Raw genomic sequence first — 12,498 nt, forward strand, 5'->3', positions numbered from 1 at the left:
TATATAATAAATATATGTAATTTGTAAAAACAGGAGGGAAAAGATATGGATAATGAACTAAAATATAAAAAGGCGTTTGCGGAAGGACTTTCTATTCCAGAAGATACTGCAAAGAATGGATTGCAGTACAATACGATACCGGAATGGGATTCTGTTGGTCATATGCAGCTTATCGTGGCGCTTGAAGATGCGTTTGATATCATGATTGACACGGAAGATGTAATTGATCTAAGTTCTTACGAAAAAGGTAAGGAGATTTTAAAAAAGTATGATATCGAATTCTAAGCGTTTATTGGAAGGAAAAGTAGCGCTGATCACTGGGGCTGGAAGGGGAATAGGTGCGGCAACTGCAGAAGAATGCGCAAAACATGGAGCTATTGTATATGCGGGAGATCTTGTGGAAGGTAGCGTAGATACTATAGCGGAAGAACTTGAAAAGAAGTACGATACCCGTGTGATACCGGTCTGTTTTGATGTAACGAAAGAAGAAGAAGCAAAACGGGTAATTATGCAGATCAATAAGGAACAGCATCAACTTGACATACTGGTTAATAATGCGGGAGTTATGAAGGATGCAATTATTGGGATGATTACCAAGGAGAACATGCGCCAGATTTTTGAGGTCAATGTATTTGGAGTTATTACCATGCTTCAACTTGCCGCCAAAATAATGATGCGTAAAGGGACGGGGAGTATCATCAATCTTGCATCAATTATTGGTACAAACGGTAATGCGGGGCAGGTTGTTTATGGCGCCTCAAAAGGTGCTGTCGTAGCCCTGACCAAAAGCGCGGCAAAGGAACTCGCGCCTAAGGGTATTCGCGTGAATGCAGTTGCTCCGGGAGTAATTGAAACAGCAATGTTGCGTTCTGTAGATGATAGTTTTGTCGACGAATATTTAAAGAATGTAAAGATGGGACGTGTCGGTACCCCAGAAGATGTTGCAAAAGTAATAGCGTTTCTTGCGTCTGATATGGCGGGATATGTTACCGGACAAATCGTTGGAATTGACGGAGGGCAAGTCATTTGAGCTTCTATTCGGAGTTAGAGAGATTTGGGAATCAAGTTGCACTGATTGATCATAAAAATCAGAAGATTACATATGCTGAATTGGCGAAAAAGGCTGATAAGGTTGCCAAAAAACTCAATGGATCGAGGAATCTTGTTTTTATTTTTTGTTCAAATTCTATTGCATCTGTAGTTGCATATTTAGCATGTCTGCGTAATGGTCACGTTCCACTTTTGGTTGATCAGAAAATTAATCAGGAATTGGTGGAGCATTTGATTGAAATTTACCGACCTAATTATTTGATTATGCCTTGCTTGAAATCCACAAAAAAACCGATTTGTGAGTTTGATGAATACTGTGTTATCAAAGAAAAGGATGAACAATTGCTTCTTCATAAAGACTTAGCTTTGCTGCTTACTACCTCAGGAAGCACAGGCAGCCCTAAATTGGTTCGGCAAAGTGGAAAAAACATTGATTCAAATGCAGAATCTATTTGCAAATATTTGAAAATAGATCCTACAGAGCGTCCTATTACAACGTTGCCTATGAATTATACATACGGCCTTTCGATTATCAATAGCCATCTGAAAGCTGGAGCAACGATTTTAATGACTGACGACACTCTTATGGAGAAAAGCTTTTGGTCGTTTTTAAAAGATCAGGCTGCCACTTCTTTTGGGGGGGTGCCATATACTTACGAGATGTTGAAACGTTTGCGCTTCTTTCGTATGGAACTTCCCTCCCTGCGATATTTAACTCAAGCAGGCGGAAAACTCAATTATGAGCTGACTAAGGAATTTGTGGAAGGGTGTGCCGAAAAAAGTATTAAATTTATTGTTATGTATGGTCAAACAGAGGCAACGGCCAGAATGAGTTATCTTCCGGAGGATAAAGCACTTGAAAAATGTGGGAGTATAGGAATTGCAATTCCGGGAGGGGATTTCTCATTACAGGATGATGATGGGAAGCTAATTGAAGGGCCGGATATACCAGGTGAGCTTATATACCGTGGCTCAAATGTAACATTAGGGTATGCGGAATGTGCTGAAGACCTTGCAAAAGGCGACGAAAGAGATGGTATTCTCATCACCGGAGATATTGCAAAACGAGATATTGACGGCTATTACTATATTGTGGGGAGAAAAAAAAGATTTATTAAAATTTTCGGCAATAGGGTAAATCTGGATGAAGTTGAACAGATTCTTAAGAACAAAGGTTTTTTATGCGCGTGTACAGGACAGGATGACAAAATGATGGTCGCTGTTGCCGATGAAAAAAGCATTGGCGAAATCGCACAACTTCTTTTTGAAATGACAGGGCTTAACAGAAATGCATTCTTGATAAAGTACATTCCAGAAATACCAAAAAACGAGGCAGGCAAAGTAATTTATGCGAAATTGCTGGAGGAATTCTAATATATGTTTGACATAGAAGAATTATACGGTATTGAACCATTTTCATTAAGCAAAGACGAAAAGGAGCGTGAAATGTTTAACGCTCTTTCTTTCCTAACAAAAAGACACTATAAGTATTGCCCGGAATATAAACTAATGCTTGATGCAATGGGTTTTCAACTTGAAAGCATGGAGAAAGTATCTGATGTTCCCTTTCTACCAGTGCGACTTTTTAAAGAATATTCGTTAAGAAGCGTTGAAAAAGAAAATATACAGAAAACAATGACATCTTCGGGCACAACGGGGCAACGTGTTTCAAAAATATTTTTGGATAAATATACTTCTACGAATCAAACAAAAACCTTATCCAAAATTATGACATCATATTTGGGAAAAAAACGCCTTCCAATGCTGATTATTGATTCAAGTGCAGTGCTTAAGGACAGGAATATGTTTTCTGCGCGTGGCGCTGGAATTTTGGGCTTCTCTATGTACGGATATGACCAAACTTATGCACTTGACGAGAATATGCAGCTTCGAACAGATGAAATCAAGAAATTTCTTAATAAGCATAAAGATGAACAGATTCTTATGTTTGGATTTACCTTTATGATTTGGCAGCATTTTTGCCAAAAAATGATCGAAGAACACTTGGAATTTGACTTTTCGAAAGGGATATTAATTCATGGTGGGGGATGGAAAAAACTGGCGGAACAGGCGGTTTCAAATAATGTATTTAAAAAAACTTTAGCGACCTCCTGTGGGGTGAAAAAGGTATATAATTATTATGGAATGGTAGAACAGACTGGTTCTATTTATATGGAATGCGAACAAGGGCATCTTCATTCATCTATATATTCCGATATTATTATCCGCCGTTCAAAGGATTTTTCGGTTGCCGATATTGGTGAAGATGGAATTGTACAGGTAGTTTCTGTTTTGCCCTATAGCTATCCCGGACATTCACTCCTAACAGAAGATGATGGGGTGCTTTTAGGAGAAGACGACTGTCCCTGCGGAAGAAAAGGGAAATATTTTAATATTCACGGCAGACTAAAAAATGCGGAGATCAGGGGGTGCAGTGATACTTATGCAGCAAAAATTAAGTGATATAGCGATATATCCAAAACAATTCAGTGAAAGTAAAATACTTGGTGCAAAGGTCAGGGTGCCTTTTGCAGATAGTACTGTTAATTTTTTAAATGAAATATCAAAGAAATTAATGCGCGATAAGCGTTCGCGTGAATTTTCAGATATTATTACATTAGCTTTTTGGATTAGAAAATCAAATATTGAAAAATTAAAAATGGATTTTTTTCAAAACCATCCTAAAAAGACGATGTTGGGACGGGGAATCGTTTTTCATATTGCTCCTGGCAACGTGGCTGTGAACTTTGCATATTCTTTTTTTACGGGTTTGCTTGCAGGGAATAATAATATTGTCAAACTGGCGCCCAAAGAGTTTGAACAGACAGGTATCGTTTTGGATGCGATTAAAACGGTATGCGAAATGCCGGAATATACAGAGATCGCGAACGGTACGGCGATTGTAAAATACGCGATAGATGATGAAATAACCACTTATTTTTCGAGCATTTGTGACGCAAGGATAATGTGGGGGGGAGATGTAACTGTTAATGCGATTAGGTCTTATCCCTTACCTCCCCGCAGCACTGAAATCATGTTTGCGGACCGCTATTCCTTTAGTGCAATTAAAGCAGATGAAGTTTTGAAAGCAGACGATATTTCAGAAATCGCGCTTGGGTTTTATAACGATACTTATCTGATGGATCAAAACGCTTGCAGTTCGCCGCGAATGGTCGTCTGGCAAGGAGCAGATCAACAAGTGGAACAAGCGAAGTCAAAATTCTGGAATGCGGTTCACAGAGTAGTTGAGAGAGAATATCAGATGGAGCCTACTTTAGTCATTGATAAATATACAAGGATTTTTCAGGATGCAATCGAGCGAAAAAAGATCAAGAAGGAAAATGATGGGGATAATTTAATAACACGTATCCAAATTGAAAAATTACCATCTGATGTGGAAAATATACGTTGTGCAGGAGGATATTTTGTAGAAACAACTGTAAAAAATTTAAATGAGATTGCACATATTGTAAATAAAAAGTATCAGACTATGACATATTATGGATTCAGACAAGATGAACTTAGGAATTTTGTGATGGAAAACTCCCTGAGGGGAATAGATCGAATCGTTCCAATGGGACAGGCACTTGCATTTGGGTTGATTTGGGATGGATATGACTTGGTTTCCAACCTTTCCAGAATATGCGATGTGCTTTGATAAGTTCACAGATAAATAAGAGTAGGTAAATGAGGGATATATGGAAAAGACAATTCAGATAAATCAAAAAACAGAAACATTTAAAAATATATTGACATACGTTTTGGCGGCATCAATTTCCCTTGCCGCTGTTTGTTTTTCTGCCAAGGTGTGGATGATTGACCTGAATATTCCGATTGTGAGTGGCGGGGATTCGTTGTGGATTAGTACAACAGTAAAAAATTTTGTAGATGGGGGAGATTTTTACCATTATGTAAACCTTGGAATGCCCTTCGATGGAGCAGACCGGTTCATATTTCCTGTAACGTCTTATGTCTCGCTGGGGATACTCAAACTGATGTCTTTTTTTTCATCAAATTATGGATTGGTTTTGAATCTTTATGCAATAGGGACTTTCCCTCTTACTGCAGTAATTGCGCTTTTCGCCTTGAGACGTTTGAAAATATCACGCATTATTGGCTGTATGGCGGCAGTTTTATATGCGACGCTGTATTATCACTATGTAAGATTTGAAGGGCATTTACATGTAGCTAGTTATTTTATGATTCCGCTTATTTGCGTGGCAGCTTTCTGGGTTATGCGGGGAGAATTAATAAAGCCTGTAATGGAAGATGGAATGCAAAGCAAACTAAATAAACTATTCGGAAAATACGATGCTGGAAAATTGTGTTTTTGTGTTATTGCCTGTATCGGAGTTGGATTTAGCGAAGCCTATTATCAAATGTTTTCTTTGATGATAGTATTTTTCGTAGGCCTTTATGCATGGATTTCACAAAAAAATTATAGACACTTTATCGTAGCGTTGATAATGATTTTTGTAATCATTTGTTCTATGTTGCCGTGGATGTTTTTCTCGTTTTGGGGATCTGGAAGCGATTATTCAGGGTTTATGAGTGCGACCAGAAATGCTGGAGATGTTGAAATTTATGGTTTGAAATTTACTCATCTTATCCTGCCGAACGGCCAAAGCCGAATTCCGGCTTTGGCGGCATTTACAAACAATTATATTAGTGAGACTCCACTCAACAACGAGAACGGTACAGCTTCTCTTGGAATTGTTGCAAGTATTGGTTTTCTCTATTCGCTATTTGTGGTGATGTTCCAAAAACTCAGGAAAAATGATAAGGATATCGAATATTGTGGAAAAATAAATTTATATATGTTTTTGCTTGCTACAATTGGTGGTATTGGTTCTTTGATCGCTTTTATCTTCCCTGTGACGTCAGCGGCCCGTTGCTACAACCGAATGAGTATCTTTATTGCGTTTTTTTCTTTGCTTGCTATCTGTTACCTGTTACAGCGAGTACAAAAAAAAATCAAAAAGAAGAGTGCCATGGCTATCTTCTTGGCAGGAGTTGTTGCGCTTATGATGTTTGGGGTGTATGATCAGAATCCGGGAAAGCCACTTTCATCACAGCAAAAGAATCAAGAATTTATGCAAAAAGCGCAATATTTTGAAAATATTCAGCAGGAGCTTCCTCAAAATGCAAAAATGCTTCAGCTTCCGGTTGTTTCAAGTGGTATTTATTCAGACTATAATGAAATTGGAGCTTATGAATCCTTGTGGCCGTATATATTATCAAAAGATTTAAAATTTTCTTATGGTGCTGATGAGGGGAGCTACGAGGAAGCATGGCTTTATAGTTTGGAAAGACAGCCGACGGACAAAATGGTTCGAGATGCTGTGATCGTAGGGTTTGATGGCATCTTAATTGACCGATATGGGTATCTGAATAGGGATACTGGTCTGCTGGAGAAAAAAATTGCCTCAATAACAGGGGATGAACCTTTGGTCAGCCAAGAAGGAAGATATGCTTTCTTTAATCTTGCCGATTATGCGCAGATTATGAGAATGCAGTATACAGAGGGAGAATTAAACGCAATGAAGGATGAATTGCTACATTCAGTTGTTATAAGTTATAATAGCGGCTTTTATCCGGTGGAACCTCAAGAAAATGGAGAAACAAGTCGATGGGCAATGGAGGAAGCATCGCTTAAAATTGAAAATAGGACGGGTGAAGCTCAAAATGTCCGCGTCAGTATGAGTGTAAGCACGATATATGACCAACCGTACACGCTGACTGTTCGAAATGATGGTTGTGACATCGAAAGGTTTGAAACGACGAGTGAAATGAAAGAGTGCCTATTTGATATTACAGTTGAACCTGGCACTACAATAATAGAGCTTTCATCGGATATTCCAAGGCCAGATCCTGGTTTGGATCCGCGAGATTTACATTTTATGATTAGGAATCTCAACTTGGAAATAGTTGGAATTTAAATATGAGATTGAAAACACTTTCAAATATTAACAAAAAATGAATTGAAGTTTACAAATGCGTAATATATAATATATATTATTTATACTTATGGAGAGTATTTGTGAAACGAACGTTTGGACTGTTCTTTGAGAGGGGATAAGATGGAAACAAGAAAAATATGGGCGCCTATTGCATTTGTAATGGCGGTTATGTTGTTGGTTACGGTGCTGATACCAGCTACGCCACTTGGCAGTATTGCAAAGGCGGCGAGTAATAGCGATTTTGTTATTGTGATTGATCCGGGGCATGGCTACAAAGATGGAAAAACCGATTCGGGCGCTGTCGCGCCGGACGGAACGAAGGAATCAACATTGAGTCTTTCTTTGGCATATAAAATTGCTACTCAGCTAAAAAATAAGGGGTATACGGTTTATTCAACACTTCCGGTAGGAGGGGATATTCCCAACCTGATGACAGGGCCTAATATTAGCCTGAAGGGAAGGGCGGAAGCCGCCAATTCTGTTCGTGCGAATCTTTTTATTTCCGTGCATCACAACTCAACTGGCAATGGGAGTTTTAACTCAGCATGTGGCACTATGGTTCTATATGATGGGTTGCAAAATGCAAGCGGGATGCGTGCGGCGTCAGAGAATCTCGCACGGAAAGTGTACAATTCTGTAGCATCGTTAGGATATACGAAAGGAAACAGAAGTCAACCTGTCGTCAATCAGGGGGCTGATGTATTGAGGTATAATAATGCACCTTCAATTACGCTGGAAGCGGGGTTCCTTACCAACCAGGATGAACTGACCCGACTAAAAGATGGTAACTATCAACAGGCAATGGCTGTTAAAGTGGCGGACGGGGTTGATAGTTATATTGCTTCGTATAATGATAACGAAGCTCCGACTGGCGGTCCTGTACTGAACAGCGGAACACCAACAAATGTGAATACGTTTGCAGTAGAAGTATTCAATGTGATTGATAAAAGTCCAATTGCCAGTGTCCGGTTTGCAGTTTGGAATAGGAATAAACCGCAGGCAGAAACCTTGCAATGGTTTGAAGCGAGCGATTGTGGCAACAACAAATGGGGAGCAAATATAAGTCTTGCAAGTTTTGGAAATATTGAAGGTACTTATGATGTCGAAGTTTATGCGTCTGATATTATGGGGAACAGGGAGTGTATTGGCAAAACCGCAGTTACTTATAGTAATGACCAGGTGCCACCAACAGGAGGGCCAGTATTAAACAGTGGGTCACCAACTGCAATAAATACATTTGCTGTAGAAGCGTATAATGTGGTAGATGATAGAAGTGGTATTTCCAGAGTGCAATTTGCAGTTTGGTTTAGAGACAAACCGCAGGCGGAAACCTTGCAATGGTTTGAAGCGGGTGACTGCGGCAACAACAAATGGGGAGCTAACATAAGTCTTGACAGTTTCGGAAATATTGAAGGAATATATGACGTAGAGGTATACGCAACCGATGGAGTGGGGAATAGAGGTTATATAGGGCGTACTGCGGTAGAATACCAGAGTACAAAAGATACGCAAGGGCCGACAGGCGGGCCGGTGCTCAACAGCGGAACGCCGACAACTGTAAATACGTTTGCAGTGGAGGCGTATAATGTAACAGATCCATCAGGCGTATCGAAGGTCGAGTTTGCGGTGTGGGATAGGTACAAGCCACAGGCACAAACGTTGCAGTGGGTTCAGGCAGGCAACCTTGGGAACAACAAATGGGGCGCGAATATCAGCCTTAATAGTTTTGGGAATGTGCCAAGCGTTTATGACGTAGAGGTGTATGCGTACGATGGAGTAGGCAACAAGGAATGTATTGGCAAGACGGCGGTGGAATACCAAAAAGATACGCAAGGGCCGACAGGCGGGCCGGTGCTCAACAGCGGAACGCCGACAACTGCAAATACGTTTGCAGTGGAGGCATATAATGTAACAGATCCATCAGGCGTATCGAAGGTCGAGTTTGCGGTGTGGTATCGCAATCTGCCACAGGCACAAACGTTGCAGTGGGTTCAGGCAAGCAACCTTGGAAACAATAAGTGGGGTGCGAACATTGATGTGAGAAAGTTTGGAAGCTATCTTGGTGTTTATGATGTTGAAGTATATGCGTACGATGGAGTAGGCAACAAGGAATGTGTCGGCAAAACAGCGGTAGATGTACAATATCATGATCCTTCTCAGTATGATATTAAGGGGGTGTCCTCCGTGACGGCCCAGCAGCTCTATAACTACTATGTGAAGAAAGTAGGAGCGGCAAGCTATCCTTACGATTATACAGGCATTAATTTGCTCCAGTTCTGTGAACTTTATGTTCAGGATGCGCAACGATATGGAATAAAGCCTGAGGTGGCGTTCGCGCAAATGGTCCACGAAACGAATTTCCTGAAGTTTACGGGAGATGTAAAGGTTGGACAGTTTAATTTTGCAGGACTTGGAGCTACAGGTGGAGGAAATCCCGGAAATAGCTTTGCGACGGTTCAAGAGGGGATCAGGGCCCATATCCAGCATCTGTATTGTTACGCATGCAAAGATGCTGTTCCATACGGCGATCAGATTGTTGATCCACGGTGGAATTACGTCACCAGAGGAAGCGCACCGACAGTCGAGCTATTGAGTTTAAGATGGGCGACAAGCGTAGCGTATGGGGAAAAAGTAATGGGCCATGTGAATGGCATTCTGGCTTGCCCGACTACGATGACGGCAACTTTTGGCATGGATATTCTGGATGCACCGGCCATAAATGAACTTCCCACTCAGGAGCCGATGCCTGAGTCAAGCGTCATACCGGAATCCGGTGTTGAACCAACACCTGAACCAAGCGCCGAGCCGACGCCTGAGCCGAGTCCAACCTCAACTGTTTCGCCTGAAGTGGAAACAGGACGAAGTATAATAAAAGAAGCTTCGGCCGCAGACAAACAGAAGATGCTTGAAGTTTATTGTGACGAGATTTCATTGAGAAATCGAAGCGAGGAAGGCGGGAAATATGATATAGACGGTTTTCCGACCAAGTATGGAATTACTTTGGAGCAACTTGTAAATCTTTACTATGATGAGGCATCCATTGAAGGTGTAGATCCCAAGGTTGCTTTTGCACAGGCGATGATCGAGACAGACTTCTTTGAAAAAGACACTTATAATGTAGGCGGCTTTGCAGAAGACGGTTTCAGTAATATTGAAACTGCAGTCCGGGCACAGGTGCAGCATCTGAAATGTTATGCTTCGGATAATCAATGTATCAACAGCGTTGTTGATCCTGAGTGGTCGGATGATATCAGGAAAAAAGCTGATACTGTGGAAAAACTGCAGGGAACATGGTCAAGCACAAAAGGATATGCTCAGAATATCTTAAAGATTTTGGAAAAAATGAACTAAATATAGAAGTTAAAAAAGTGCTCTTGTCTCTGCTGGCAAGAGCACTTTTCATTAGAAACGATTGAAATAAAGAGGAAAGAATAGTATAATAATATGCAAATATGCTGAAAGCAATAAAACAGCAGAATAGATTGCTATGGAGGATAGAATGAAGAAAGCTCTGATTACGGGGATCACGGGACAAGACGGCTCTTATTTGGCAGAATTGCTGATTGGAAAAGGATATGAAGTATACGGAATCATGCGCCGCAAGAGTATTGTGGATTATGGAAACGTTGATCATTTGAAAGAAAAAATACATTTTATCTATGCAGATATGACAGACTGTGTATCGCTTATTAATGCGATGAAGATTGCAATGCCGGATGAGGTATATAATCTTGCTGCTCAGTCGTTTGTTGCAACTTCATGGGAACAGCCTTTGGCAACAGCTGAAATTGATGGTGTAGGAGTGACAAATATACTGGAAGCAATGCGCATTATAAAACCGGAGGCTAGGTTTTATCAGGCGTCTACCTCTGAAATGTTTGGGCTCGTGCAGGAAATACCACAAAGTGAACAAACTCCATTTTATCCAAGAAGTCCTTATGGTGTTGCAAAGTTATATGGCCATTGGATTACCAAGAATTATCGGGAAAGCTTTGATCTTTTTGCGTGTTCCGGAATCCTCTTTAATCATGAAAGCGAGAGACGTGGACTTGAATTTGTAACACGTAAAATTACAAATGCTGTTGCAAATATTTACGAGGGGAATCAGGAGTGTCTTGAACTTGGTAATATGCAGGCAAAAAGAGACTGGGGGCACTCAAAAGATTATGTGAGAGCGATGTGGCTTATGTTGCAGCAGGAGAAGCCGGATGATTATGTGATTGCAACGGGAGAAACTCGGACAGTACATGAATTTGTTGACGCTGCCTTTGATGTGGTAGGAATTTCACTCGAATGGCATGGAGAGGGAGCTGGAGAATATGCGGTCAACAAGTCAAATGGGAAGACGGTCGTGAAAGTGAATCCGGCATTTTTTAGACCAGCTGAAGTAGAACTGCTCTTAGGAAATCCTGAAAAAGCAGAAGAAGAACTTGGTTGGAAGCGAGAAATAGAGTTTCGGGAGCTTGTGAGACGCATGGTTGAAAATGATCTTAGAATTGTTAGGGAATCGAAATAATGAGTCAGCGAGCATTGATAACCGGAGTGAACGGTTTTGTTGGGACTTATCTGGAACAGGAGTTGTATCAAGCGGGCTATGAAGTAATTGGAACAGATTTACAGGGAAGAGCAGTAACTGCTGATTTGCTGAATAAGGAAACAACAAAGAATCTGGTGAATGATATTGCGCCGGATTATATTTTTCATTTGGCGGGGCAGGCATCCGTTGCGCTTTCATGGCAGAATCCGCAGATGACGGTTGATGTTAACGTAATAGGCACATTGAATTTACTTGATGGAGTAAAAATTGCAGATAAACCAATACGGATTGTTGTTATAGGCTCATCGGATGAATATGGAAAAGTGAAAAAAGAAGATTGCCCGATTTCCGAACGATTTGAGCCACATCCGGAATCTCCATATGCTGTCTCAAAATATATGCAGGAAAAAATGGCTTTGCTCTATCAAACGGCTTATGGAATGGATGTCGTATTAACACGTTCTTTTAATCATACGGGACCTGGGCAGAAAAAAGGCTTTGTAATACCAGATTTTGCTTCGCAAATTGCACGAATCGAAAAGGGCGCAGAGCCTGTTTTGCGTGTCGGGAATCTGAATGCACGGAGGGATTTTTCTGACGTAAGAGATATTGTCCGGGGATATCGGTTATTGGCGGAAACCGGGAAGTGCGGAGAGATTTATAATATTGGTGCCGGAAAATCGTATCAGATTGCGGAGATATTGAGAATACTTGTTTCGTTGGCAAAAATTAAAATTGATGTAATTGAGGAACCGGAAAAGATGAGACCGATTGATACGCCGTTGATTTTGGCGGATATTGAGAAAATTAGAAGAGATACGGGATATGTGCCAAAGTTTAGAATTGAAGATACATTGAAAGATACTCTTGATTATTGGAGAAATAATTAGTCATTTAAGATATAGAAAGCTGAGCAATATATGGGAATATGGAGCAAATTAAAAAATTCAA

9 protein-coding genes are annotated in these 12,498 nt (G+C 40.6%); all 9 read left to right on the forward strand.

Annotated features, from left to right (window positions below; all coding sequences use genetic code 11):
* Positions 1-45 precede the first annotated feature (45 nt).
* The 9 genes from ACS5WU_RS06930 to ACS5WU_RS06970 all read left to right on the forward strand — a co-directional run bounded on the left by ACS5WU_RS06930 (position 46) and on the right by ACS5WU_RS06970 (position 12,437).
* On the forward strand, positions 46-285 hold the full coding sequence (locus tag ACS5WU_RS06930) for an acyl carrier protein (RefSeq protein ID WP_465089032.1): 240 nt from the start codon (positions 46-48) through the stop codon (positions 283-285).
* Entirely contained in the window at positions 269-1,030 is a 762-nt protein-coding gene (locus tag ACS5WU_RS06935; protein ID WP_465089033.1) for an SDR family NAD(P)-dependent oxidoreductase, read from the forward strand. The genes ACS5WU_RS06930 and ACS5WU_RS06935 overlap by 17 nt, the downstream gene beginning before the upstream one ends.
* Positions 1,027-2,424 carry an AMP-binding protein gene (locus tag ACS5WU_RS06940; protein ID WP_465089034.1) on the forward strand — a complete coding sequence of 466 codons (1,398 nt, stop codon included), beginning with the start codon at positions 1,027-1,029 and terminating at the stop codon, positions 2,422-2,424. Before ACS5WU_RS06935 ends, ACS5WU_RS06940 begins: the two co-directional genes overlap by 4 nt.
* 3 nt (positions 2,425-2,427) lie before the next feature.
* Positions 2,428-3,513: a LuxE/PaaK family acyltransferase gene (locus ACS5WU_RS06945; RefSeq protein ID WP_465089035.1), complete on the forward strand. Its 1,086-nt coding sequence runs from the start codon at positions 2,428-2,430 to the stop codon at positions 3,511-3,513.
* Positions 3,494-4,708, forward strand: coding sequence for an acyl-CoA reductase (locus tag ACS5WU_RS06950; protein WP_465089036.1), 1,215 nt, complete (start codon positions 3,494-3,496; stop codon positions 4,706-4,708). Before ACS5WU_RS06945 ends, ACS5WU_RS06950 begins: the two co-directional genes overlap by 20 nt.
* 40 nt (positions 4,709-4,748) lie before the next feature.
* Complete coding sequence (locus ACS5WU_RS06955) at positions 4,749-6,989, forward strand: hypothetical protein (RefSeq protein WP_465089037.1); 2,241 nt, start codon at positions 4,749-4,751, stop codon at positions 6,987-6,989.
* A gap of 141 nt (positions 6,990-7,130) precedes the next feature.
* Positions 7,131-10,361 carry a GBS Bsp-like repeat-containing protein gene (locus ACS5WU_RS06960; protein ID WP_465089038.1) on the forward strand — a complete coding sequence of 1,077 codons (3,231 nt, stop codon included), beginning with the start codon at positions 7,131-7,133 and terminating at the stop codon, positions 10,359-10,361.
* A 148-nt stretch (positions 10,362-10,509) separates the two neighbouring features.
* On the forward strand, positions 10,510-11,526 hold the full coding sequence (gene gmd / locus ACS5WU_RS06965; protein WP_465089039.1) for a GDP-mannose 4,6-dehydratase: 1,017 nt from the start codon (positions 10,510-10,512) through the stop codon (positions 11,524-11,526).
* Positions 11,526-12,437 carry a GDP-mannose 4,6-dehydratase gene (locus ACS5WU_RS06970; RefSeq protein WP_465089040.1) on the forward strand — a complete coding sequence of 304 codons (912 nt, stop codon included), beginning with the start codon at positions 11,526-11,528 and terminating at the stop codon, positions 12,435-12,437. The genes gmd and ACS5WU_RS06970 overlap by 1 nt, the downstream gene beginning before the upstream one ends.
* The last annotated feature ends 61 nt before the right edge of the window (positions 12,438-12,498 follow it).

It is taken from the genome of Christensenella sp. KGMB01412 (genome assembly GCF_055522415.1).

What these genes read in the sequence shown, in the direction of transcription:
- ACS5WU_RS06930 (WP_465089032.1), top strand. Translation starts at nt 46, where the DNA reads ATGGATAATGAACTAAAATATAAAAAGGCGTTTGCGGAAGGACTTTCT.
- ACS5WU_RS06935 (WP_465089033.1), top strand. Translation starts at nt 269, where the DNA reads ATGATATCGAATTCTAAGCGTTTATTGGAAGGAAAAGTAGCGCTGATC.
- ACS5WU_RS06945 (WP_465089035.1), top strand. Translation starts at nt 2,428, where the DNA reads ATGTTTGACATAGAAGAATTATACGGTATTGAACCATTTTCATTAAGC.
- ACS5WU_RS06950 (WP_465089036.1), top strand. Translation starts at nt 3,494, where the DNA reads ATGCAGCAAAAATTAAGTGATATAGCGATATATCCAAAACAATTCAGT.
- ACS5WU_RS06955 (WP_465089037.1), top strand. Translation starts at nt 4,749, where the DNA reads ATGGAAAAGACAATTCAGATAAATCAAAAAACAGAAACATTTAAAAAT.
- ACS5WU_RS06960 (WP_465089038.1), top strand. Translation starts at nt 7,131, where the DNA reads ATGGAAACAAGAAAAATATGGGCGCCTATTGCATTTGTAATGGCGGTT.
- gmd (WP_465089039.1), top strand. Translation starts at nt 10,510, where the DNA reads ATGAAGAAAGCTCTGATTACGGGGATCACGGGACAAGACGGCTCTTAT.
- ACS5WU_RS06970 (WP_465089040.1), top strand. Translation starts at nt 11,526, where the DNA reads ATGAGTCAGCGAGCATTGATAACCGGAGTGAACGGTTTTGTTGGGACT.